Source organism: Synechococcus sp. NOUM97013 (assembly GCF_014279815.1).
Lineage (GTDB): Bacteria > Cyanobacteriota > Cyanobacteriia > PCC-6307 > Cyanobiaceae > Synechococcus_C.
The window spans coordinates 1,491,645-1,513,109 of the sequence record NZ_CP047941.1 but is presented as its reverse complement, the minus strand read 5'-3'; the positions used below and the strand labels follow the sequence as shown (position 1 = coordinate 1,513,109).

The 21,465-nt window shown below is 58.4% G+C and carries 32 protein-coding genes; 20 read left to right on the top strand and 12 right to left on the bottom strand.

Translation table 11 applies throughout. The features are described 5' to 3' along the window. Positions 1-266: 266 nt before the first annotated feature. Positions 267-872 carry a hypothetical protein gene (locus SynNOUM97013_RS08115; protein ID WP_186479287.1) on the bottom strand — a complete coding sequence of 202 codons (606 nt, stop codon included), beginning with the start codon at positions 870-872 and terminating at the stop codon, positions 267-269. An 8-nt stretch (positions 873-880) separates the two neighbouring features. Between SynNOUM97013_RS08115 and SynNOUM97013_RS08110 the strand changes: the two genes are divergently transcribed. Further along, positions 881-1,684, top strand: a complete 804-nt coding sequence (locus SynNOUM97013_RS08110; RefSeq protein WP_186479286.1) for an SdiA-regulated domain-containing protein — start codon at positions 881-883, stop codon at positions 1,682-1,684. Here SynNOUM97013_RS08110 and SynNOUM97013_RS08105 read toward each other — a convergent pair. Genes SynNOUM97013_RS08105 through SynNOUM97013_RS13645 form a run of 3 tightly spaced genes read right to left on the bottom strand, consistent with a single transcriptional unit; the run spans position 1,654 to position 3,594 of the window. Continuing rightward, positions 1,654-2,793: an amidoligase family protein gene (locus tag SynNOUM97013_RS08105; protein ID WP_186479285.1), complete on the bottom strand. Its 1,140-nt coding sequence runs from the start codon at positions 2,791-2,793 to the stop codon at positions 1,654-1,656. The two genes, SynNOUM97013_RS08110 and SynNOUM97013_RS08105, sit on opposite strands and share 31 nt — an antisense overlap. A 15-nt stretch (positions 2,794-2,808) precedes the next feature. After that, positions 2,809-3,408 (bottom strand): hypothetical protein, encoded by a 600-nt coding sequence (locus tag SynNOUM97013_RS08100; protein WP_186479284.1) that lies wholly within the window; start codon positions 3,406-3,408, stop codon positions 2,809-2,811. Positions 3,409-3,423: 15 nt separating this feature from the next. Beyond that, complete coding sequence (locus tag SynNOUM97013_RS13645; protein ID WP_222929818.1) at positions 3,424-3,594, bottom strand: hypothetical protein; 171 nt, start codon at positions 3,592-3,594, stop codon at positions 3,424-3,426. On the opposite strand from SynNOUM97013_RS13645, the gene SynNOUM97013_RS08095 reads away from it, so the two are divergent. Continuing rightward, a complete protein-coding gene (locus tag SynNOUM97013_RS08095; protein ID WP_186479283.1) occupies positions 3,593-4,552 on the top strand; it encodes an SDR family NAD(P)-dependent oxidoreductase in 960 nt (319 codons plus the stop codon). The genes SynNOUM97013_RS13645 and SynNOUM97013_RS08095 overlap by 2 nt on opposite strands. A 12-nt stretch (positions 4,553-4,564) precedes the next feature. On the opposite strand, the gene SynNOUM97013_RS08090 is transcribed toward SynNOUM97013_RS08095, so the two are convergent. After that, the gene (locus tag SynNOUM97013_RS08090) at positions 4,565-5,116 is read right to left on the bottom strand and encodes a 2'-5' RNA ligase family protein (protein ID WP_255442662.1); all 552 of its coding nucleotides are present in this window, start codon (positions 5,114-5,116) and stop codon (positions 4,565-4,567) included. Positions 5,117-5,275: 159 nt separating this feature from the next. Between SynNOUM97013_RS08090 and SynNOUM97013_RS08085 the strand changes: the two genes are divergently transcribed. Further along, entirely contained in the window at positions 5,276-5,569 is a 294-nt protein-coding gene (locus SynNOUM97013_RS08085) for a 2Fe-2S iron-sulfur cluster-binding protein (RefSeq protein ID WP_186479282.1), read from the top strand. A gap of 13 nt (positions 5,570-5,582) precedes the next feature. On the opposite strand, the gene SynNOUM97013_RS08080 is transcribed toward SynNOUM97013_RS08085, so the two are convergent. The 3 genes from SynNOUM97013_RS08080 to SynNOUM97013_RS13860 form a co-directional block, all read right to left on the bottom strand. Continuing rightward, positions 5,583-5,747, bottom strand: coding sequence for a hypothetical protein (locus SynNOUM97013_RS08080; protein WP_186479281.1), 165 nt, complete (start codon positions 5,745-5,747; stop codon positions 5,583-5,585). A gap of 121 nt (positions 5,748-5,868) precedes the next feature. Next, a complete protein-coding gene (locus SynNOUM97013_RS08075) occupies positions 5,869-5,976 on the bottom strand; it encodes a DUF4278 domain-containing protein (protein WP_186479280.1) in 108 nt (35 codons plus the stop codon). Positions 5,977-6,148: 172 nt separating this feature from the next. Next, positions 6,149-6,589, bottom strand: a complete 441-nt coding sequence (locus SynNOUM97013_RS13860; RefSeq protein WP_370586415.1) for a hypothetical protein — start codon at positions 6,587-6,589, stop codon at positions 6,149-6,151. A gap of 105 nt (positions 6,590-6,694) precedes the next feature. Between SynNOUM97013_RS13860 and SynNOUM97013_RS08065 the strand changes: the two genes are divergently transcribed. Both SynNOUM97013_RS08065 and SynNOUM97013_RS08060 read left to right on the top strand, forming a co-directional pair. Further along, on the top strand, positions 6,695-7,432 hold the full coding sequence (locus SynNOUM97013_RS08065) for a hypothetical protein (RefSeq protein ID WP_186479279.1): 738 nt from the start codon (positions 6,695-6,697) through the stop codon (positions 7,430-7,432). Beyond that, positions 7,401-7,649, top strand: a complete 249-nt coding sequence (locus SynNOUM97013_RS08060) for a hypothetical protein (RefSeq protein ID WP_186481665.1) — start codon at positions 7,401-7,403, stop codon at positions 7,647-7,649. Before SynNOUM97013_RS08065 ends, SynNOUM97013_RS08060 begins: the two co-directional genes overlap by 32 nt. 61 nt (positions 7,650-7,710) lie before the next feature. Here SynNOUM97013_RS08060 and SynNOUM97013_RS08055 read toward each other — a convergent pair whose 3' ends face one another. Next, the gene (locus SynNOUM97013_RS08055) at positions 7,711-9,009 is read right to left on the bottom strand and encodes an MSMEG_0569 family flavin-dependent oxidoreductase (protein WP_186479278.1); all 1,299 of its coding nucleotides are present in this window, start codon (positions 9,007-9,009) and stop codon (positions 7,711-7,713) included. Between the two features lie 182 nt (positions 9,010-9,191). Between SynNOUM97013_RS08055 and SynNOUM97013_RS08050 the strand changes: the two genes are divergently transcribed. From SynNOUM97013_RS08050 to SynNOUM97013_RS08005, 10 genes are read left to right on the top strand one after another with little or no spacing between them, the layout of a single operon-like run. Continuing rightward, positions 9,192-9,674, top strand: coding sequence for an MSMEG_0572/Sll0783 family nitrogen starvation response protein (locus SynNOUM97013_RS08050; protein ID WP_006041142.1), 483 nt, complete (start codon positions 9,192-9,194; stop codon positions 9,672-9,674). Positions 9,675-9,696: 22 nt separating this feature from the next. Further along, positions 9,697-10,695 carry a Nit6803 family nitrilase gene (locus SynNOUM97013_RS08045; protein WP_186479277.1) on the top strand — a complete coding sequence of 333 codons (999 nt, stop codon included), beginning with the start codon at positions 9,697-9,699 and terminating at the stop codon, positions 10,693-10,695. Then, on the top strand, positions 10,688-11,776 hold the full coding sequence (locus SynNOUM97013_RS08040) for an MSMEG_0568 family radical SAM protein (protein ID WP_186479276.1): 1,089 nt from the start codon (positions 10,688-10,690) through the stop codon (positions 11,774-11,776). The genes SynNOUM97013_RS08045 and SynNOUM97013_RS08040 overlap by 8 nt, the downstream gene beginning before the upstream one ends. 2 nt (positions 11,777-11,778) lie before the next feature. Next, complete coding sequence (locus tag SynNOUM97013_RS08035) at positions 11,779-12,447, top strand: MSMEG_0567/Sll0786 family nitrogen starvation N-acetyltransferase (protein ID WP_186479275.1); 669 nt, start codon at positions 11,779-11,781, stop codon at positions 12,445-12,447. Beyond that, positions 12,444-13,421, top strand: a complete 978-nt coding sequence (locus SynNOUM97013_RS08030; protein WP_186479274.1) for a sll0787 family AIR synthase-like protein — start codon at positions 12,444-12,446, stop codon at positions 13,419-13,421. The genes SynNOUM97013_RS08035 and SynNOUM97013_RS08030 overlap by 4 nt, the downstream gene beginning before the upstream one ends. Positions 13,422-13,473: 52 nt before the next feature. Beyond that, complete coding sequence (locus SynNOUM97013_RS08025) at positions 13,474-13,755, top strand: MSMEG_0570 family nitrogen starvation response protein (RefSeq protein WP_186479273.1); 282 nt, start codon at positions 13,474-13,476, stop codon at positions 13,753-13,755. Positions 13,756-13,782: 27 nt separating this feature from the next. Then, positions 13,783-14,250: a nuclear transport factor 2 family protein gene (locus tag SynNOUM97013_RS08020; protein ID WP_186479272.1), complete on the top strand. Its 468-nt coding sequence runs from the start codon at positions 13,783-13,785 to the stop codon at positions 14,248-14,250. A 4-nt stretch (positions 14,251-14,254) separates the two neighbouring features. Next, positions 14,255-15,037, top strand: coding sequence for a DUF3050 domain-containing protein (locus SynNOUM97013_RS08015; RefSeq protein ID WP_186479271.1), 783 nt, complete (start codon positions 14,255-14,257; stop codon positions 15,035-15,037). A gap of 4 nt (positions 15,038-15,041) precedes the next feature. After that, complete coding sequence (locus SynNOUM97013_RS08010) at positions 15,042-16,679, top strand: FAD-dependent oxidoreductase (RefSeq protein ID WP_186479270.1); 1,638 nt, start codon at positions 15,042-15,044, stop codon at positions 16,677-16,679. Between the two features lie 39 nt (positions 16,680-16,718). Beyond that, positions 16,719-17,111 (top strand): DoxX family protein, encoded by a 393-nt coding sequence (locus SynNOUM97013_RS08005; RefSeq protein WP_186479269.1) that lies wholly within the window; start codon positions 16,719-16,721, stop codon positions 17,109-17,111. Positions 17,112-17,119: 8 nt separating this feature from the next. Here SynNOUM97013_RS08005 and SynNOUM97013_RS08000 read toward each other — a convergent pair whose 3' ends face one another. After that, positions 17,120-17,506 (bottom strand): hypothetical protein, encoded by a 387-nt coding sequence (locus tag SynNOUM97013_RS08000; RefSeq protein ID WP_186479268.1) that lies wholly within the window; start codon positions 17,504-17,506, stop codon positions 17,120-17,122. Positions 17,507-17,565: 59 nt separating this feature from the next. On the opposite strand from SynNOUM97013_RS08000, the gene SynNOUM97013_RS07995 reads away from it, so the two are divergent. From SynNOUM97013_RS07995 to SynNOUM97013_RS07975, 5 genes are all read left to right on the top strand, one after another. Next, positions 17,566-17,802 carry a hypothetical protein gene (locus SynNOUM97013_RS07995; RefSeq protein ID WP_186479267.1) on the top strand — a complete coding sequence of 79 codons (237 nt, stop codon included), beginning with the start codon at positions 17,566-17,568 and terminating at the stop codon, positions 17,800-17,802. Positions 17,803-18,201: 399 nt separating this feature from the next. Next, complete coding sequence (locus tag SynNOUM97013_RS07990; RefSeq protein ID WP_186481521.1) at positions 18,202-18,435, top strand: Nif11-like leader peptide family natural product precursor; 234 nt, start codon at positions 18,202-18,204, stop codon at positions 18,433-18,435. A 70-nt stretch (positions 18,436-18,505) separates the two neighbouring features. Then, on the top strand, positions 18,506-18,739 hold the full coding sequence (locus SynNOUM97013_RS07985; protein WP_186479266.1) for a Nif11-like leader peptide family RiPP precursor: 234 nt from the start codon (positions 18,506-18,508) through the stop codon (positions 18,737-18,739). A gap of 272 nt (positions 18,740-19,011) precedes the next feature. Beyond that, a complete protein-coding gene (locus SynNOUM97013_RS07980; protein ID WP_186479265.1) occupies positions 19,012-19,242 on the top strand; it encodes a DUF2973 domain-containing protein in 231 nt (76 codons plus the stop codon). A gap of 2 nt (positions 19,243-19,244) precedes the next feature. Then, positions 19,245-19,445, top strand: a complete 201-nt coding sequence (locus SynNOUM97013_RS07975; protein WP_186479264.1) for a hypothetical protein — start codon at positions 19,245-19,247, stop codon at positions 19,443-19,445. 25 nt (positions 19,446-19,470) lie between these two features. Here SynNOUM97013_RS07975 and SynNOUM97013_RS07970 read toward each other — a convergent pair whose 3' ends face one another. Together SynNOUM97013_RS07970 and SynNOUM97013_RS07965 are read right to left on the bottom strand one after the other, a co-directional pair. Then, positions 19,471-20,202, bottom strand: coding sequence for a Coq4 family protein (locus SynNOUM97013_RS07970; protein ID WP_186479263.1), 732 nt, complete (start codon positions 20,200-20,202; stop codon positions 19,471-19,473). Positions 20,203-20,474: 272 nt separating this feature from the next. Then, on the bottom strand, positions 20,475-21,374 hold the full coding sequence (locus SynNOUM97013_RS07965; RefSeq protein ID WP_186479262.1) for a DUF4268 domain-containing protein: 900 nt from the start codon (positions 21,372-21,374) through the stop codon (positions 20,475-20,477). Positions 21,375-21,465 lie beyond the last annotated feature (91 nt).

Here is a 21,465-nt window from a genome sequence, read left to right as displayed (position 1 = left end):
ACCGGCTTGATTGATGAAACGAATGATCGCCAGCAGTGCTCCTAACCAATTGTGAAGTGATCCGCCAGCCAGCAGCCATCCGTGCAGAAATGCATGGGTGACTGATCGCAGGGCTGCGAGGTCACAGCGGAGATGGTGTCCCCCCAGACCTCCATCTTCGTGTGAGTTTGGATGGCGTTTGTAACGCTACGAACGGTTTAACGCATGCCTGGATCGCGTTCAAGTCTGCGTGTTCAAGATCTTGCGGTCACAGCGTTGCCCGCACATCAGGGATCTCCACAGGCCCGTTTCCAGTGGCTTTCAAGGATCTCCACCAGCTGTCCAGGTTTTTTCCCGAAAGAATCATTCAGGCTGATGCATCGGTCGTTGGGTTCGACCCAGAAGCTCACCAATGATTCTGAGCCGTACTGGGTGTCGACCTCAACAATCCCGAAGCGCTTGATCTCGCTCCATGGGTAGTGAAAGCGGCGAAACAGCACGCTGTAGTGCAAGCCATCGCCGTTCAGTTTCAGCCACGCGCTATCGGGCCATAGCTGGATGGCGCAAACCACAGCGCAGAAGATGAAGAACACGGCTCCGAAGGCCAGCCAGCCACGCATGGCTGGATGTTGGCTTTGCAGAGAGATCATCAGCCAGCTGAAGCCGATGCTGAGAACTACGTAGAAGGCCCATTTGAACTTGTTGGGATAGAGAATCAGCTCATCAGCTTGTGGCGTTGAGGCAGGCATCGCGGCTGTCGCATCCTGACCACCACTACTCGCTTCTGCGTTGATTGGCTCAGCAGTGATGGGAAGATTGATCGCGATGGCAACTCCGATTGACGCCCGGTTGTTGCTGGTCGCTGCGTCCAGAATCGGAGAAGTCGTTGGCAAGGGCGTTGATGGGTTCATGCCGCCTCGAGTTGATTAGTAGTCATCGCATCGGTGATCCCGGGATCGGTCTGAACGAACCTTCAGGGCTCACGCTCAATGCAGACCGCACAGCGCTCTACACCGTCTGCGACGACACTAAGGCGATCTTCTGCCTCGACCTCAAGGGGCAGGTGTTGCTGCAGCGGTCGTTCTTCATCAGCGAGGCCGGTTTGGAAGGAATCGCACTCAGTGCCGATGGCACGCAACTCTTCGCGGTGCAGGAAGAGACCAATGCGGTGCTGATCATCGATATCGCAGCCCGCTGTGAGCGGCAACGCCAACCCCTCGCAGCAATGGCCAATTACGACGCCGTGGCAGAGCATTTTCCGGAGCGTCCCGACAACAAAGGGCTGGAGGGGATCACCGTCAACCCGGTAAACGGGCATGTGTTTGTGGTGAAGGAATCCCAGCCCGGGTTGCTGATTGAGCTGGATGCGCAGTGCCGCTCGATCCTTTCGTCACGCTGTCTTGGCGCAGCCAATGGCTTCTCCCATCCGAAGGTTGGCCCAGACAAGCTCGATTTTTCCGGTCTGAGCTACGACCCCCGCAACGACAGCCTGTGGATCGTCAGTGATCAAGGGCGGTGCCTGTTTCACTACGACTGGGAGCAGGACGTGGTGCTGCAACGGCTTGATCTGGAGATTGACGACGGCAAGCGCCGTTTGGTGCGCAAGGCAGAGGGCGTCGCGGTTGATCCCGAGCGTGGCCATGTGTACGTGGTGAGCGATCGCGATGCACGGCTCTATGTGTTCAAGCTCGCTGCCACGGGTTGAACGGAATCACTGCAAAGGCTGCTGTGCAACTGTGCCTTCACTGCTGGAGAGGCTTCAACCAAGGCCAGCAATGACTCCACTGTTGGCGGTGTGGCCAGGAGCCGCTCCTGCGTCTGAGCGGCATCCTCAGAACAGATCAACATCAGCAGTGATTCGATCACGGAGGCAACGGAGAGGATCCAGCCTGAATCAAGCGTTGCCGGCAGGTTGCGCACTTCCAAGGTGGGTTTGGCTTTGTTCTGCGTGACGATGTTGATGAGGTTGTAGTCGCAGTATTTGGTCAGCGGCAGTTGTCCCAGAGCTCTGCAGGCATCACTCCAGGCAAGCCGCTCAAAGTCAGGGCTGCAAACCCGCTCCAGCAGCTGAGCAGGCCAGGGTCCCAGCCTTCGGCAGCGCGGGTTGGGACGAAACAGCCTGTTGAAGGTGTCTTGCCAATGTGAAAACACCAGCACCAGTTGTTTTAGCCGTTGCGTTGTGCACAGGCGTGTGGCATCAAAGTGCAGATGTGTGGCTCCCTCGCTGGGGATTGCAAAGTTCAGCTGTTGGGCCACATCGAGCAGGGCGGATAAATGCCGGCTGTGGTTTTGAGCGATGGGCGCTGTGACCAGCTCGCAGGGCCGTTCCCGCTCGCCAGGCAAGGGAGCGGCGATCGCCACCGATTGGCCGCTGGCATCACACACACGGCACATGCCGGACGCGTCGCGATGCAGGGTGGTGTGAAACAACCGTGCCAGATCCTGCAGCACTCGGTCGATCGGATGATCGGGGTTGCAGTGGCAGAGGATCAGCTGCAGAAAGCGGGCGTCATCGCTGACGATTCGATACCACCCCGGCCTGGGGGGGTGGGATTTGTCCAGATCATCCTGGAGTGTGAGGTCATCCACGCAGTGGGCGATCCAGCGCCCCTCGCTGTCGAGTGCCCTATATCCCAGCGTCAGGTTTTCAAAGATCGGATGGCCAGGCACGTGGGACGGCTCCACCTGTTGGTGAAACATCCGCTCGACGCGGCCTTGATGCCGGTCTGCAATGGCTTCGGCAAGATCTTGTCTTGAGAGGCCTTTCGGGGCGAGAAGTTCAATCTCAAATCCGATTTTCCAGAACAGATCCATCACTCGGTGTGTCAATCAGTCCATCTGCCTGGCCCGTTTCAGGGATGCTTCGATGAAGTCGTAATTGCCAAGGGCCAGGCCTCGATCGATGGCGTATTTGGCTTCGGCAATTTGTCGCGGTGATGCGTTGCCGTTGTTCCAGAGTTGGGCAAGACGTCTGGCGTCGTTGTAGGTGTAGTACTCCAGATAGAGCGCGTAGGTGGATGGATTGCCATAACGCACGCTGCGCAAATACTGCTCCCTGGCGCGTCGAACCTGACTGTTGAGGCTGTTAATGGCGAGATCCAGTGTTCCGTTCTGTTGATTTCTGATCAGTTTGCGGCCGATGTTCAGTTTGGAATTGCGAATGTTCAGGTCCCAGTAGTCGGCGAGGATGCGTGCATCCCAGAAATCAAATTCGCTCATGAAGAACGCATTGAAGGCGCGTTCGGATGTGATGAAGCGTTGAGCGACTTGAAGTTCATGCATCCCAGTAAGCGGTGTGCCCACTTGGGTGCTGTAGCCATCCTTGGTATGGCGAATGATGGCGCTCTGGCCTGATCTCTGAGCGGCCAACGTCAGCGTCACCAGAAGCAGCCAACTGGTTAACAGTGCAGGTGCAACGCGTCGGTTCATGAATGACCCTGCCGATCATTCATGATTGAATTGACGGGTTGGGTTGCTGATGGTTTTAAAGGCAATCTTTCGCTTGTGCTGAGTGATCGCCATGGAGGCAATTTCCTTCCGGTAAAAGTTATCTTCGGGTCTGTCGTTCCGGCACCCGGCGGTGCGGCCTCCGATCGTCCTTTGACCCTGCTCCATGGCTTCCGCTGAACCCCGCCGGCTCCTGCTCACTGGAGCGAGTTCGGGCATCGGTCTTGAGGCGGCGAAACAGATGGCGGCGCGCGGGCATGCACTCACGATTGTCTGTCGCAATCAGGCCCGCGCCGACCACACCCTGCGGACTCTCTCAGGTGCCGCGCAAATCCTGATCTGCGATCTGGCGGATCTCGATGCGGTGCAGGTAACCACGGCTCAGTTGCTTGAGCAGGGTGTGCCTCTGGATGCCTTGGTGCTCAATGCCGGCCTCCAATACACCGGTGAGCGGCAGCCCCGCTGGAGCGTTCAGGGGATTGAGCTCACCTTCGCGGTGAATCAGCTGGCGCATCAGGTGATGGCAACGGCCTTGCTGCCTCTGCTCAGGGCTGCCTCCAGGCCGCGGGTGGTGATCACCGCTTCGGAAGTGCACAACCCCGACAGTGGTGGCGGCAGGGTGGGAAAGCCAGCTGGGCTTGGTGATCTCAGCGGTCTGGATCACGGCGTTGGTGCTCCGATGCTGGATGGCAGTGCGGTGTTCGATGGCGACAAGGCCTACAAGGACAGCAAGCTCTGCAATGTGCTGCTGGCGCGGGAACTGAACCGGAGGCTTGCGGGCACCATCCCAGTGATGGCCTGGAGCCCGGGGCTGGTGATTGCGCGCGACTCGGGGGGCTTTTTCCGCTACAGCCGCCAGCAGAATCCTCTTGGGATGGCGGCCTTTGCGTTTGTGGCCCGCGACCTGCTGCGGTTGACCGAATCGCTGCCCCGCGCCGGTGAATTGCTGGCGGAGCTGTGCCTCGACGATGCGCTTGCTACGCCGGGATTCAGCTACCGCAGCAACCAGCTGCTGAGACCTGGTGTGCATCGTTTTGAGCCGGTCGACACCAGTGCTGAAGCAGCTGACCTGGCGAAAGCGGCGGCTCTGTGGAATGGCTCGGAGGCTTTGCTGGCCAGCCTGTAAGTGGCTGTGCGATCAGTTCAGCTGTTGGGTGGTGAGTGTGGTGAATGCGGCGATGTCGTCGATTGTTTGGATGCGCAGCGGATGGCTGACGGCGCTGATGCGATCGAAGCGCAGGCAGGTTGCAGGGGGTATTAAAGCGGTCGCGCAGGCTTGTCTGATTGGCAAGGCGTCATGGCTGTACAGCAAGCTCAGGTGAGGATCCAACCGATAACCCAGCGCATTGGCTGAGCGTTGGCGCAGGTGCTCGCAACACGTCTGCAACGCGGCATGGGCAGCCTGTTCACGCGCCTCAACGCTGAAGCGGATTACCAGGCTCTGCGTGAACAGGGCACCGGCTTCGATCGCTTGTGGCTGAAGCCGGATGGGTGGCTGCTGATCTGCGGTGGCGACCAGGCGTTCGATGGCGCGCTCGGGGCTGTCGAGATGGTCGCTGTAGAGGGTGATGTGCGGCGGCAGCCGGCAGCCGTTCATCTGTTGTTGCGCGCAGTCAGAGAGCCGCTCCAGTGCGGGCTCGCTCTGTTGGTCGGGCATCAGCCAGTACGACACGGCTTGTGGAATGTTCAAGCGGTTTGTGTTGTTGTGCCAATGCAATCATGGCTTTGAAAGTTTCGTCACTGTTGATACATATCCTCGTTTGATGACGTGATCCCAAAGAGAATGCGCCAATTGTTCGTCAATTTGGTGGGTGTGAATGACTGTGATGGATATCTGCCTCATCAACCCATGGCTTCATTCACTATCACCATGATCGGCAAGGAGTCCGAGCAGACTTTCACGTGTGCTGGGGATCAATACATCCTTGATGCGGCGGAGGAGGCCGGTGTCGAACTTCCCTACTCTTGCCGTGCGGGAGCTTGCTCCACCTGCGCTGGCAAGGTGGTTGCTGGTGATCTGGACCAAAGCGATCAAAGCTTTCTGGATGATGAGCAAATGGAGCAGGGCTTCGGTCTGCTCTGCGTTGCTTATCCCAAAAGTGATTGCAAGATCGAAGCGGAGGCGGAAGAGCAGTTGTTCTGAGCTCGGTCCGCACCTAGTGGCACTGCTTCACGAACACCACTTCCTCTCGGTGAGACGCCATCGTTTTGGCGATTTTGCGGGCGGATTCAAGGTCGAGGGCCTGGATGATGCTGCCGTTGCTGATGGCGTTGGTTCCCTGTTTGGCAAAAGCGATTCTGAACTTCCGGGCCTCGTTCATGGAGTAGGCGTGAATTCGCCAGCCTAAATCTCAGCTGGATCTTGCTAAGAGACCTGCCTCTGGGCATGAAAAAGCCCCACCGCGGTGGGGCCTTGTGGTTCGGCGAATGCCTGTCAGAGGGTCACTTGCTGGTGAGCTTCTGACCGCGATAGACGACGTTGCCCGACTGCTTGCGCTCGGCGGGAGCGTTGTTGACGACGTACTTCTGGCCGCGATAGGTCAGGGTCATGAGGGTTCCTCGAAGCAAGCTCAGGTCCCCGTTCCATGGCCTGAGTCGAACTGCGCCTCACGAGCTGTGAGGTGAACGTTGTAAGTAGCGGTTGCTACAGACTTTTTATAGCGCCGAGGTCAACCCCTGTGTCGTTCGCGCGGATACACAGGGGTGAATTGGTGTCCGGGATCTACGACATGCTCATCGACAGGAACTGATCGTCGGTTTCGGTCATGGCTTCGTCGTCGCCGTGAAACCAGCATCCATACATCAGATGAATGATCCGCCCCACTTCGAGGTCGCGGTCAGCCACGTCTTGCCAGAGCCGTTGGCTCAGTTCCTGGTCAGCCAATTGAAACTGGGCCTTCACAAGGCTTCGGGTGATCGAGAAATAGGTTTGACGATCGTTGCGGGCCTGGCATTCCATTGAGGCGCTGACGGTGTTCAGCAGCGGCTCGCCGGTTTGGACGCTTTTCTGTTGCTTGTTGATCAGCATGGTGTCTCCGGTGTCTGCGATGGCAGAGGGGGGCTCGCGCTGGGCGCCAATGAAGGACCTCCCTCTCAGATCGATCGGCCCAGCTGCTGCGGTGGAGTGGCATCCGTCATCGGACCCTCCTGTATCAATGAACACAGAGATAGATCCGCTGCCGGTGAAAAACAATCGGCATGAACACGCATTCGAGCCGGATGCCAAGCCCTTCGGCCTGGGCAAGATGGCAGCAGCGCGGAGCTGCTGATGGTGAACGCCAGTCTGAACTGGGCCTCAATCTGGGGATTGGTGCTCATGGCCCTCTGGGTTCCGGCCCTCGTGGTGTCGTTGCGCCGCTTCGATGTGTCGATGGATCGGGGTCAACCGCGCGAGTCGCTTCAGGGGCTCGGGTTGGCCTGGCTTCTAGTCACCCTGGCCGGACGCTGCATCGCCCTGCCGCTTGTGGCGTCGATCCTCTTTTTTCAGGGGTGGCGGTTGGATCCGATCCTGCAATTCGGAGTTGGCCTGCTGGTGATGGGGACCCTCGTTGAGGCGATCCCCGCCGTTCGCGCCGATCACCGAGCCCTGCAGCAACGCTCGGCAGAGGATGCTCAGCAATCAAGTCGACAGCGTGCTCTGGAGCTTCGCCTTCGCGATCGTGTCTGGCCCTGGGTGTTTGCACATGCAGTTTTGCCTTTTGCTGGCATCTATTACGCAATCACCCGGCGCACAATCACACCTTTGCTGTGGGATGCCGTCGCACGATTTGTCGTGCTGCTGATCACGATTGGCGTTGCCGCAATGACTGCCCAGTTGTTTCCTTACAACCCTGAGTCATTTGTCTTCGGAGGGCTTTCAGAAGCCGAGACGGTGAACTTCTGGATTGGAGCGGCTGTGAACTTGGTGTTGATGGTGGCCAATGTGTTCGCCTGTCTTCTGCCTGTGAGAGCTGCCATCCGCCGCACGCAGGCAGATGCCCGTCGCCGTCTGGATGCCCACGTTTGATGCCGTCACCCAATCGATGCCTCTGCCTAGGGTTAAGCACCGGTGTGGATCGATGACCATTCCCTTCGGTGATCCGGAGCCGTCCGACGCTCTCCTCAACAAATCGGTGGCGTCCACTCGATTGAAGACGTGGTTGCAGCGCCGCTTGCGACAGCTGGCCCTGGAACAGCGCATTCAGGATGCCCGCGCGTTGCGCAGTGAGTTTCTGGTGGATTGATCGATCGGAGTGGTGCGAGCGTTGAGGCGCATTCCACTGGGACAGTGTTCTGCTTTCCCTCCTATGAACCCAAGATTGCCGTGCATTCCAGGCGCTCTTGGCAGGCATCACGGCGCTGCAAACGCAGATTGATCACTTGGGCGAGATAACAAGCATCGTCGCTGACGCCGCAGAAGCGCCCGGAGCCCCAGGTGTGCAGCCAAGGCAAGCCAATGAAATAAAGGCCGGCGCTTTGGGTGACGCCGCGATCGTGGGCCGGCAATCCACTCCCATCAAAAACGGGCGCCTCAATCCAGCTGAAGTCACTGCGATAACCCGTGCACCAGATCACTGCAGCGAGCGGCTGTGAGCTCAGATCAATTCCTGGGTCTTCCATGGCAGACGGCTGCCAGCAGGGGGAATACGCCGGTTCGGTCGGTGCATCGATCCCTTCCTGTTCGATCCAGCTGTCAATGCTGGTGCGGATGCGGCAATACACCGCATCGGCTTGATCAAGATTGCTGGCTAGGTCATCTGCGAAACCGATGTGTTCGCGTGAGATGTTCGAGAGTCGGCCATGCAGATGCATGCCCTCCTTCGCCCGTTGTCGTAGATCAATCTCGCGCCCGCCGTCTCGGCCAGTGAGGTAGTGATTGGTCTTGGCTCGAACCGAGCGTGGATCCGTGTGATCGCTGATCGGCATGGCGTAGTAGCCCATGCGATCCAACCAATCCACAACGTCTTTGCCGCGATAGCGACGCGGAGATCGCGGGGCTCGGCCCACGCTCAGATGCACGGAACGACCTGCCAGGTGAAGGTCTTCAGCGATCTGACTGCCGGATTGGCCATTGCCGACCACCAGCACCGGACCGTCGGGGAGTGCCTCGGGGTTGCGGTAGGACCGAGCATCCAGTTGCTGCACAGATGCTGGTAGGCGTTCGGCGAATGGATGACGTCGGGGGATGTGGTAACCCCCAGTGGCAACGATGACGTGTTCGGCTTCGATAACTCCCTCACTGGTGTCGAGCCGATACCCGTTCACGATGGGTTGCAACCGCGAGACGGCCACGCCTTCGCGAAGGTCGGCGTTGACGTGCTGAGCGAAGCGCTGGAGATAATCCACGATCGACGCCTTGCTCATGAAGCCGTCGGGCTGATCACCGTCGTAAGGAAAGTCGGGAAGACGGCACTGCCAGTTCGGTGTGACCAAGCAGAAGGAATCCCAGCGCTGTTGGTCCCAGGCGTATGCCACACGGTTCTTCTCGAGAACGAGCGGTCGTATCCCTTGTTGCTGCAGGGCGTAGGCAGCAGAAAGTCCTGCCTGGCCGGCTCCAATAATGACTGCTGAACGCCGCTGAGGTGATGAATTGAATGGAGACATCACTCTCAGCGATTTTCGCCAATTACCTTTTAAACACTATTTCTATGCAGCCTGAAAAGGCTGTAGTGAAAAGCACTAAATCGCGAATCGATGAATCTGCTTTTGTCGATGATTTTGTTGCAACAAGCACATCGCTGGAGGCATCGCTGGAGTCACGATTGATATGCTTATGGAAACTTTACATGCCTGCTGTAGATCGTCCCGCTAATCAGCCTGGTGATTTCCTTGTTGACTACGAGGAAAAGGTTTTTCCTGATGTGAAAGCCGAGCCTGGAGAAAAGGCTCTTGTCACATTCCATACCGTTGCTTTCGAGGGCTCGATCGGCCTGGTCAATCTCCTCCAAGCCAGTCGTCTGATCAACAAGGGCTTTGAAACCTCAGTTCTGCTTTACGGTCCTGGCGTCACGCTGGGGGTGATGCGCGGCTTTCCCAAGCTTGGAGATGCTGCGTTTGATGGTCATCTGAACTTCAACGCACGACTGCAGAAATTTATGGATCAAGGGGGAAAGGTGTACGCCTGTCGCTTTGCCTTACAGGCTTTATATGGTCACGGTGAAAAAGCACTGATGCCTGGGATCACGCCCGTGAATCCACTGGATGTGCTCGACATCGTCTTGATGCATCGCAAGGAAGGCGCCTTCATTCTTGACACCTGGACGCTCTGATTTTTTCCGGAGGCTCTCCACTGTGACCACAGTCAAAGTTGCTGCCGCGCAGATCCGTCCCGTGCTGTTCAGCCTGGACGGATCCCTGCAAAGAGTGCTGGATGCCATGGCCGAAGCCGCGGCTCAAGGTGTTGAACTGATTGTTTTTCCTGAAACATTTCTGCCCTATTACCCCTATTTCTCGTTTGTTGAACCCCCGGTTTTGATGGGGCGATCCCATCTGGCTCTGTATGAGCAGGCTGTGGTGGTTCCTGGTCCCGTCACCGATGCCGTGGCGGCTGCTGCCCGTCAGCACGGCATGCAGGTTTTGTTGGGCGTCAATGAGCGTGACGGTGGAACGCTTTACAACACGCAGTTGTTGTTCAACAGCTGTGGCGAACTGGTTCTGAAGCGGCGGAAAATCACGCCGACTTATCACGAGCGGATGGTCTGGGGCCAAGGGGACGGCTCAGGTCTCAAGGTGGTGCAGACGCCGTTGGCTCGTGTCGGCGCTCTGGCCTGCTGGGAGCACTACAACCCTCTGGCTCGTTACGCCTTGATGGCCCAGGGGGAGGAGATCCACTGCGCTCAGTTCCCGGGCTCCTTGGTGGGCCCGATCTTCTCGGAACAGACCGCCGTCACCATGCGCCATCACGCGCTTGAAGCCGGCTGTTTCGTGATCTGTTCCACCGGTTGGTTGCACCCCGACGACTACGCGTCGATCACGTCGGAGTCGGGGCTTCACAAGGCGTTTCAAGGGGGGTGTCACACCGCTGTGATCAGTCCTGAGGGCCGGTATCTGGCAGGCCCCTTGCCGGATGGTGAGGGGTTGGCAATCGCCGATCTCGATCTTGCCCTGATCACCAAGCGCAAACGGATGATGGACAGCGTCGGGCATTACAGCCGCCCCGAACTGCTGTCATTGCAGATCAACAGTTCGCCTGCGGTTCCCGTTCAAGACATGTCGACTGCATCGGCTCTTTTGGAGCCGGCTACAGCTCCCGATGGCCTGTCCTCGATGGAGGCGTTGAACCATGTCTGAGCTTGGACGCCTGGTGACGGAATTGCAGGTGCATGGGGTTCGGGTTGACCCTGTGAAGGGCAACCCGGGGCGACGGGGAGGTGCGGGTCCCTCCGACCACCGTGCCTTGGATTTCGATGGCACCACCGTGATGGTGCCCGTTTACAACGATGCCTCCGCAGCATCTCCCTACAAGTTGGCATCCTCCGGTGCTGCACTTGCGATTGAGGGACCCGAGCAGCAGTGCTCTCCTGATGTCACAACCCCACGGGAACCAGCGTTTTACGGCCTGAGCACAGCCGACGGAATCTCCTACCGATCGATTGCCTTGCTGCACAGCAAGGATGTGTTGGCCACCACGTTGCTGCAGACCTGCATTCGTTTTCGGGATCGATCCCAGTCGTGCCAGTTCTGTGCGATTGAACAATCGATCGAGGATGGGGCCTTGGTGCGCAAGACGCCCGAACAGGTGGCGGAAGTGGCGGAAGCGGCTGTCCGGCTGGACGGGGTCAAGCAATTGGTGATGACTACCGGAACGCCCAACAGTGACGATCGCGGAGCCCGTGTGATGGCTGAAACCGCTGAAGCCGTCAAGCGTCGTGTGAATCTCCCGATCCAGGGCCAGTGTGAACCGCCGGAAGATCCGCGCTGGTATCAGCGCATGAAGGACTCTGGAATTGACAGTCTCGGCATGCACCTGGAGGTGGTGGAGCCGGAGGTGCGGCGTCGGATCCTTCCCGGGAAATCGGAGCTCAGTCTTGAGCGCTACTACGAGGCCTTCGCGGATGCCGTTGCGGTGTTCGGTCGCGGTGAAGTGTCCACGTATCTGCTGGCCGGCCTGGGTGACAGCAAGGAGGCCTTGCTCGACTGCAGCCGCCGTTTGATTGAACTCGGGGTCTACCCCTTTGTTGTGCCCTTCGTGCCGATTTCTGGAACACCGCTGGAGAGCCATCCATCGCCGGACAGCTCCTTCATGGTCGATGTGTATCAGGGTGTTGCCGCGATGCTGAATGCGGGGGATCTGCGTTCCGAGCAGATGTCCGCTGGTTGTGCCAAATGCGGGGCTTGCTCCGCACTCTCGTTGTTCGAGCAAGTGTCGTAGTCATGGTCTCGTGTCTTGATCCCAGCAGCTGCGGCATTGGCCGCAGCGTCAGTTCCGCACCTCATCTGTTCACGCCGTCTGTGCGCGCTGGCATCGGCATCGATGCCGATGATTTCCGTCTGTCTCCCACCGCGAGTTCCAATCGTTTTACCTTTCATCTTCTGCGGGCCGAGTCGTCACTGAACCAGGGGTATTGGTCCTTGCGGCGCAGCATCTTCTGCAGCGAGCAGCACGTGTTTGAAGAGTCTGATCGTGACGAGCTTGATGCGATCGCCTACCCGATAGCGGCGTTGCATCACAGCTCAGAGCGGGGGCATGACGATGGCGCCGAAACAGATGTGGTTGGCGTGGTGCGGATTGTGGAGACGGAACCGCGACTTTGGTATGGCGGACGTCTTGGCGTGCATTCCGATTTCCGTCGTCATAACCAAATTGGCAAGGGTTTGATTTGGAAAGCTGTCACCACGGCCAATGGTTGGGGATGTGATCGCTTCCTGGCCACGGTGCAGATTCAGAACGTCCGTTTTTTCCGCCGCTTGCACTGGTCCTCGATCGATGAACTTGAGATCCGGGGCATTCGCCATCACCTGATGGAAGCGGATCTTGGCTACTACCTGCCCTCCCGTGAGCAACGGCCGATCGCCTCGCATCACTTGTCAACTGCGGCGTGAATGACGTGGGTCTTGTGAACGCCTTGCGCAGCACCAGCGGCCTGTTGGCGAAGCGCGATATTCGCTCGGCCGCTGCCACCTTTTGCCATCAGCCCTTTCCGCAGCTGGGACTGGCCGGGATGCTGGGTGATGACGCGGCTGTGCTGCCTGCTCAGACCGGCCAGCTGTTGCTGGCCTGTGAGGGGATGCATCCCGGATTGGTAGAAGAGGACCCATGGTTTGCCGGCTGGAGTGGGGTCTTGGTCAACCTCAGTGACATCGCAGCCATGGGTGGCCGTCCCCTGGCGCTGGTGAACAGTGTCTGGAGCACGGGCACTGAAGACATCAGCGCCTTGATGGAGGGAATGCGATTTGCCTGTGATCGCTTCGGTGTTCCGATGGTGGGTGGCCACTCCAACCAGCAGAGCTCTTATCAGGCGCTTTCGGTGTCTGTTCTGGGGGTGGCGGAGGGTCCTGTGCTGTCTGCTCGCGCAGCACGTCCAGGTGATGAGCTGTGGATGCTGGTGAACAAGGCAGGAGGCTTCTATCGCCACTACCCCTTCTGGGATGCTGCGACCCATGCCCCGCCCGAGCGTCTTCGTTCGCAACTTGCCTTGCTTCCCATGCTGGCTGCGGAACAGCTGGTTCACGCGGCGAAAGACATCAGCATGGGAGGCCTCATCGGCACCGCTGTGATGTTTGCCGAGGCATGTGGTCATCAGTTGATCCTTGACCTCGACGCCGTGGAACGACCGGAAGGCATCCACGACGAGGCCTGGCTGACTTGCTTCCCCAGTTTCGGCTACATGCTGGCTGCGGACCCATCGCGTACGGCCGCCTTGGCGCAGCTGGCCTCACGCGATTCGACGCTGATTTGCTGCCGTGTTGGGTACTTTGCCTCGGGTGATTGCAGTGTGGTTGTGAACCATTCAGGTGACACGCATCACTTCTGGGATGGCACTGATGCGTTGACTGGTTTTGGCTGTGTTCGATGAGACAGTCATGGGCAATGTTGATGTGCAAAATATTTGGATTGAGCATTGATCAATGCCTGAAGTTCGCTTTCAGCTGGAGTGGCCAGATGGGCAATCCAGTACGTTGTATTCGCCTTCGACGGTGATTCTCGATTATTTTCAAGCTGGAGATTCACTGTTGGTTTCTGAGCTTGAAGCGCGCGGAGTTGAAGCTCTACGCGCTGCGTCTGAGCGGGTTCGTGCGCGTTATGGTTTTGCTTGCACACGTGCAGATGAAGAAGAATCCCAGCTTCTTCAATGGGTCTCCCGCTACAGCTCCGATGACACGGTTCGTGTGATCGGTCAGCTGAACTGATTATCACTTTTAACGGTTTATTTTTTGATGTCTGGAAAACCTCCCTTTCCCCCATTCACCCTGGAGACCGCCTGCCAGAAAGCGCGCATGGCGGAAAATGCTTGGAACAGCAAGGATCCCGACAAGGTCTCACTGGCTTACACCGAAGACAGCGTCTGGCGGAATCGCAGTGAGTTCATCCGCGGCCGCGCTGAAATCCTGGCGTTCCTGCAGCGCAAATGGGCCAAGGAGCTGGATTACAAGCTGATCAAAGAAGTCTGGGCTTACAGCGACAACCGGATTGCGGTTCGCTTTCAGTACGAGTGGCACGACACCGCGGGGCAATGGTTCCGGGCCCACGGCAACGAAAACTGGGAATTCGCCGAGAACGGCTTGATGCGTCGTCGCGAAGCCAGCATTAATGACGTGGCGATCGCTGAAGGTGACCGCTTGTTCACCTGGGGAGATGGCCCGCGCCCGGATGATTTTCCGGGTTTGACGGAGCTGGGACTCTGAGTTGATGGAGCTGCACCGTCATCCACTGCCGCAGGCGATCACGTCCATCGCGGACCTGCGGCTGTTCATGGAACACCACGTGTTTGCGGTGTGGGATTTCATGCTGCTGCTCAAGTCCTTGCAGCAGCATTTGGCGCCTTCCGGTGTCCCCTGGGTGCCGCCGCGCCATCCCGAGATCGCAGGTCTGGTGAACAGCCTGGTGGCGGAAGAGGAATGTGATGTGCTGCCTGACAGTCTTGGAGGGCCGCTGCATCTCTGTCATTTCGCGATCTATCGACGCGCGATGGTGGAGATCGGTGCGGACACCTCGGTGATCGATGCGGTGTTGGAGTCGGCGTCGCGCGGTGAGCTCGCTTCTGCGTTGCACCATCCGGACATGCCAGCGCCGGCGGCCCATTTCCTGCGCACCACCCAGGCGTTGATCGCCTCCGGGGAAGTGCACGCGCTGGCAGCGGCGTTTGCCTATGGCCGGGAGCTCTTGGTGCCCGATCTCTTTAGTGGGCTGCTCGATCGGTTGATTGTGTTGGAGCTGCCCTGCCCGACCCTGCGTTGGTATCTCGAGCGCCACATCGCTCTGGACGGCGACAGCCATGGGCCGTTGGCGGAAACGATGGTGCTCACCCTGGCCGGAAGCGACCCTGCTGCGCATCAGACGGTTCGTACGGTTCGCAGGCAGGTGCTTGCTGATCGGGCTGCGTTCTGGGATGCGATTGCGCTCCAGCTTCGTCAGCGCTCTCAGGTTGATCACTCTGCGGCCATGATTCACTCAGTTTCTGTGCCCGCCTGAGCTGATGCCAGACAGCGCCAAGCCCGATGCGTCGGGGGCATCCCATGCAGTGGTGATTGGTGCCGGCTGGGCGGGATGGGGTGCTGCCAAAGCCCTGTGTGAAGCAGGGGTGCGCGTCACCCTGCTCGATGGCATGGCTGATCCCACGGGGGCCACGCCTTTGACCACCGCCAGCGGCAAACCGTTTGAGGCGGGCACCCGCGGCTTCTGGAAGGACTACCCCAACATCAACGCGCTCACGGCGGAGCTCGGCCTCAAGCAGGTGTTCACCGAGTTCACCAGCAGTGCCTTTTGGTCTCCGGAAGGGTTGGAGGCCACAGCACCGGTGTTCGGCGATGGGCCGCAGCTGCCCAGTCCGCTTGGGCAGGCCTTCGCCACGATCAACAACTTCAAGCGGCTGCCGGTTGCCGATCGGCTCAGCATCGCCGGCTTGCTGGTGGCGATGCTCGATTTCCATCGAAGTGAGGCGGTGTTCCGGCGCTACGACGGGATGGATGCGCTGACCCTGTTCCGCCAGCTGAAGATCAGCGAGCGGATGATCGATGAGTTCCTGCGGCCGATCCTGCTGGTGGGCTTGTTCAAGCCGCCGGAGGAGCTGTCGGCGGCCGTGACGATGGAGCTGCTCTACTACTACGCCCTCGCTCATCAGGACTCCTTTGATGTGCGCTGGATCAAGGCGAAGAGCATCGCCGAGCAGCTGATCGCACCCTTGAGCGAGCGTCTGCAACGACAGCACCAGTTGCAGGTGCTGGGCGGCACGCTCGCCACGGCCTTGAATCTGGAGGCGGATGGTCAGCGGCTGGTGTCGGTGAGCACGCGAACGCTGGCGACGGGCCGCAACGGGGTGATCGAGGATGTGGATGCGGTGGTGCTGGCGGTGGGGGCCAAGGGCATGCGGGCGCTGATGGCCGGCTCCCCGGCCTGCGCGGCGGCGGCACCGGAGCTGGTGGCGGCGGGCGCTCTCGGGGCCATCGACGTGGTGTCGGTGCGGTTGTGGCTGGATCGCCACGTGCCGGTTGCCGATCCCGCCAATGTGCTCTCGCGCTTCAGTGCCCTGCGCGGCTCTGGTGCCACCTTCTTCATGCTCGACCAGTTGCAGCAGGAGGATGAAGCGGCGCTCTGGGGGGATCAGCCGGTGCAGGGCTCGGTGATCGCCAGCGACTTCTACAACGCCACTGCCATTGCAGAGTTGAGCGATCAGGCGATCGTCGACTGTCTGATGCAGGAGCTGTTGCCGGTGGCGGTACCGGCGTTCAAGGCTGCTCGCGTGGCGGATCAGGAGGTGCGCCGTTACCCGGGTTCGGTGTCGTTGTTTTCGCCGGGAAGCTTCCGCCAGCGTCCGCCGCTGGAAACCTCACTGCCGCCTGTGGTGTGTGCCGGCGACTGGGTGCGCATGGGCTCGCGTGAATTCGGGGCCAAGGGTCTCTGTCAGGAGCGGGCCTATGTGTGCGGGCTGGAGGCCGCGAATTCCTTGCTGCGGCGCGGGATCGTGCAGGGCGGTGCTGCCGCTCGTAATCGCCGGCATCCTGTGATTCCGATCCGCGCTGATGAGCCGCAGGTGCTGCTTGGCCGGGCCCTGAACAAATTGGTGATGGATCCGTTGGAGGGCTTTGGCATTCGTTGGCCCTGGTTGGCATCGTGATCCCAACAACGCCTAGGGCTCTTTGGGCCCGCTGATCGAATGAACGCTGCGAAATGTTTTGACGTTTTCGGCCGTGTGCTGATGGCGGCGGTGTTTGTGAATGCGCTGCCTTCCAAGCTCACCGACTTCGCCGGGACAGCTGCGTTCATTGCCTCCAAGGGCATCCCGGCACCGCTGGCAGCAGTTCTGCTGGCCTGCGCGATTGCGGTGCTGATTGCCGGATCCGTGCTGCTGGTGTTTGGGCGCAACACAACCCTGGGTGCGTCACTGCTGCTGGTGTTTCTGGTGCCCACCACGCTGATCTTTCACACCTTCCCGGTAGACCGCGGCTTTGTGATGAACCTGGCCCTGATCGGAGGGCTGATTCTGGCGATCACCCGCGCCCGCGGCAATGCGGTGCCCAGCTTCAACCACCTGCGCCACAAGGGCTGACGCCGGCGTCAGCAGCCGCCACCGTTGATGTTGTAGCTCTGAATGTTGAAGTAGAGCGGGTCGTATTCCTGGCCCGGAATGATGTATTTGATGCGCTGACGGCCCAGGTTGAGAACGGCTTTCAAGCGCCTGTTGTGCACGGACTGAAGCCGAATGGCTCCTTGGGATCGACTGGTTTCCCGAAAGATGAAGGGATCCCTGTCGTTGGGGCCCATGGTCATTTCCCACGTCTCCAGACTGATCATCTGAAAGCGTCGTTCCCAGTTGGCCACGCAGGTCACATCGCGCACGCTGCTGATCCGGGGGCCGCGCATCTGGGCCAGTGCCGGGATGCCGACCATTCCGATGCCCAGCAGGCAGCCCACAGCGAGAACGCTTTTGGTGGCTCGACGCATTTCGGTGCATCCACAGTGGTGTTGGGGGCATCCTCCGCGTCGGAGCCCGGCTTGTCCAGTTGGTTGATCAGGCTTTGAATGGTCTTGCGACGTGTCTGCTGAGAGTGGAAATACGGTTGCTGGCGCTGGCGTTGATCACTGTCGCCATCAGGCTGTTCGGCAATGCCAGCGTGGTCATTCTCACGGGGATTGACCCACGTCCAGTGGCTTTGCGCAAGAGGCTGGTGGCCTGGTTGATGTCCTTGGTTGCAGCTGTGCTGGCGATGACTCTGGCTCCAGTTGTCAGCAGCCTTTGAACGTCAAACTGAGGCTTGGGCTTTGCGTTGACCAGGACGCTCAAAGGTCTGCGACCCAGCGGCAAACCTTCAGATAGAAGGGCGTCCAAACAGCAACGATGACAACGGTGGCGGTGATCGGTTCCGTCTGTTTTCTCTCGGATGCTTTCACCATCTCGCCTTTGCCCACCGATTCCATCACCCATCTGGGGTGTCTTTGAAGCGGTGTTGAGGCTTGCGCTCCCCCATCTGGGTTGTTCAAGGTGATTCACGGCTCGAGCCAACCCAAGCTGCTGGACTGTTGACGGCGACGCTCGAAGAGTTCAAGGCCTTCGCCATGACTGCCATTGCTGGAGGTTGGGATTTTCAAAAAGGCTGCTGACCCTTGCTATGACCGGGCTGACGTTGCGGAGCCCTCACATGTCCCTTGAGCAACTGAAGGCTTTTCTTGAGAAGGTGAAAGGCGACACCAGCCTTCAGGAGAAGCTCAAGGGTGCAAAATCACCGGAGCATGTTGTGGCCATCGCTAAAGATCATGGGCATGCATTCAGCATCGATAAGTTCACGGAACTCAGCGATGAAGAACTCGATGGTGTCGCTGCTGGAGGAATTCATATGTGCTGCAAGACCACCCATAACAACACGCACGGTTGATCCCTTGGAAGGAAGCTTGGTGTGATTGCCATCGCCACCAGCCAAACGAACAATTGCTTGATGAATTCCCATGTCTGACAATCAACTCAAAGCGTTTCTGGAGCAGGTCAAAGCAGACGCCACGTTGCAGGAAAAGCTCAGAGCTGCCATCACCGCTGAGAAAGCTATGGCTATTGCTCAAGATGCTGGGTTTTCGCTCGATGCTGGTGAGCTTCAATCAGCAATCGATGAGGTTGAATTAGAGGGTGCAGCAGGTGGTGGTCAGCGCGATTGCCAAGTCAGGTCGAGCTGGGGTCGTTTTTAAATGCAGGGGTTTATGCCTTTGCGCTGGTTGAAGTTCGCAAAGCCATAAAAGCGACCAACAGCGGTTGAGCCAAAAAAAAGACCCCTGGGGTCCCACCCCCAGAGGCTCCGTTCCTCTTCATGACTCGACTGGTTCAGCATCTTGCGGATGCCTGCTGGCGGGGAGCAGGAGAACCGCCCTGTGGGGTTCGGTCTTGACCACTCACCCCAGAAAACCGCCCTCGGTTGACCACAGCAGTGGTTAACGTTTCTTCATATTCGGGCGGATGATCCGTGCTTTCAGGCCTTTTCCCCCTTGCCTACGCCGCTGTTGCCACCTGTTTGCTGCTGCAAGCGTTCCGGATGATGCGCTTGTCGTCCTCTGCCGCCAAGACGCCGACCGACCGCACCGGGCTCAAAACTGTTCATCCGGAATTGCTGGATAAGAACGGCGAGATGACCAACGAAGAGCTCTGGGCTGTGCGCTTCTCCCATAAAGAAGGCGTCGTGTTCCCGGAGGGCTGAGCATGACGATCGACTCGCGCTGCAAGGAGCAGCAGAACGTTGCCGACAAGATCTTCATGGACTTCAAGTACACGGCGCCGGGTTCTGCCGATCAGGTCCGCGCCCTCAAGACCTTGAGCTTCCTGATCAGCATGTGGGGTGATTTCCTCTCCCATGAGGAGAGGCGCATGAATTCGGCTCTGTTGCTGAAAGCCAGAAGCTGAAGCGCCCACTCTTGATGGGACTCAATCATTCGAGATTGAATCCATAGACGTTTGCAAATTCATCCTGAAATGGAGAGGTTTTCAGGACTTTGCTGATTTTCAATTCATCCTGCCAATCGGTGATCGGCCTTTCCCATCCCTCTTCCCAGCGTGGCGAGAACAGTTCAGGGACCACCTGGCCCACTGCAATGCCAAAACCGATGGCATCCCAGATCAACCTGCGCTCACTGGGTTCATAGGCGCCACGCAGCATCCATGAGGAAAGAATCCCGATTTGAGAGGGGTTTGATCCAGTGCTTGCATAAAACGCGGTCGCAGCAGCTTCACCGGCCACGGTGATCGGAAGACCAAGAATCGTGTGGTGAATTTCATGCAAGCGTCCAGCTCTGGTTAGCAAGAATTCTTTGTCGGTTTGGGATTCTGGTATGTGCGATTGGTCAACTAAAAAAGAAAGCCCAAGTTTCTCCAAACGTCGATGAACGCACCATCCAAGGCTGCCTTTGGGCATGGCGGCCATGTCTTCAAGATCTGGCCATCGTTGGGACGGTCGATTGGCCAGTATCTCCTGAACTTTTGGGATGGCGAGGATTCTTTCAAAAACGTCTTTCTCCAGTTGGGTCTGGCCTGGAATTGCAAAATACCGGCCGTGTTGAAAGACTCTTTCAGGCTGCTTGGCTGTCTGCAGAATTGATATACCGAGCTTTGCGGCACCCTGGGAAAATGATGAGCGTGCGAAGTGCTTTTGTGCTGTGGTCATCCGGTGATGAAGCTTTGCAATCAATGTCGCTGGAACCCCAGACGATTTGCTCCCCCGAATGGGTGATTTGTTTCTGAGACTTTGCTGAGTCAAAGGGCGCTGCTTAACCCGTCGGGAAGTGTCAACCTTGGTGCCAACAAAGGCGATTGTTAAGCCTGCGGTGAACCCAAATACTGTCAGCGTCTACTCAGTTGTTGGCACTGACGTTGCAATTCAGGTGCTCGCGCAGGGCTTTTTGGCTCTGCTGCTGAGGTTGCTGGTCTGTTTTCGCTTTAGAAGCTCAGATCCGCAAAAGCTGCAAGCACTTTCTGTTTTTCAGCCACCAGCCACTCCAGCAGGGTTGATTGGGCATTGGGCTCGGACCAGTCGTGTTTCAACCAACGGGAGAGATAGGGCTTGTTCGGAACACAACTCAACTTCTGTTGGAGGAGTGAGAAGTGATCGCCGAGTGCAGCTGCTGTTTCCTCATCCTTGCTTCCAAGTTGGCCCCTGACAAACCATCCGACTCCATCGCGAGTCAGTGCTAGGGAAAGGATGAAGTATGTGCGAGGAATTGCAAGCCAGTGGTTGGATGCATAAGGGCCTACTCCTTCTGGGTAGATGCCTTCTAGCTCTTGATCCTGTTCCACAGCGGATTGCCAGAAGGCTTGATTGCGTTCCGCAGTTTCCTGGCTGGTGGATGTGCTCCGCTGTTGGATTGATCGAACCCAGTTGTTGGGCTTCTCCACCACGGTGAACACAGGAGCAATGGGTGAATCAGCGATCCGCACTGTGCTCACTTCCACTCCAAAGAAGGCGTATTCCGGTTGCGTGTGGGCATTGAGCCAGCTGATCACGGCGCGATGTTCTTCGCGGATTTCTTTGGCGATCCAGATCACTTTCCGCGCCTCGAGGGCACTGAAGTAGGTCATCACCTGGCCGAGATGGGTGTGATCAGTTCTCTCCAGCTGGTTTTCAATCGCTACCACCTCATCGGAGCGCAGATCCTTGGCGTAGATGTCGAGGTTGAAGGACCCCACCGGATGCTCGGTGCTGATCAACTCCAGTTCCATCCCGAGAAGATCTGAAAGAACGTGCAGGTTGTCTGCCAGCCAGGGGGTGAAGTTGAGTGCTTCATGGGGCCAGGCCTCACGGAGTTCGATCGGCTGCAGCGTTGATAGTTGAACCGCCATGGATTGAGTGTTTCCTGACTTCGCTGAATTGGTTCATCCTCTTCAGAGACGTTGGTTCTGCCTTCACTCAACTTAGGTAGGCGGACGTCGG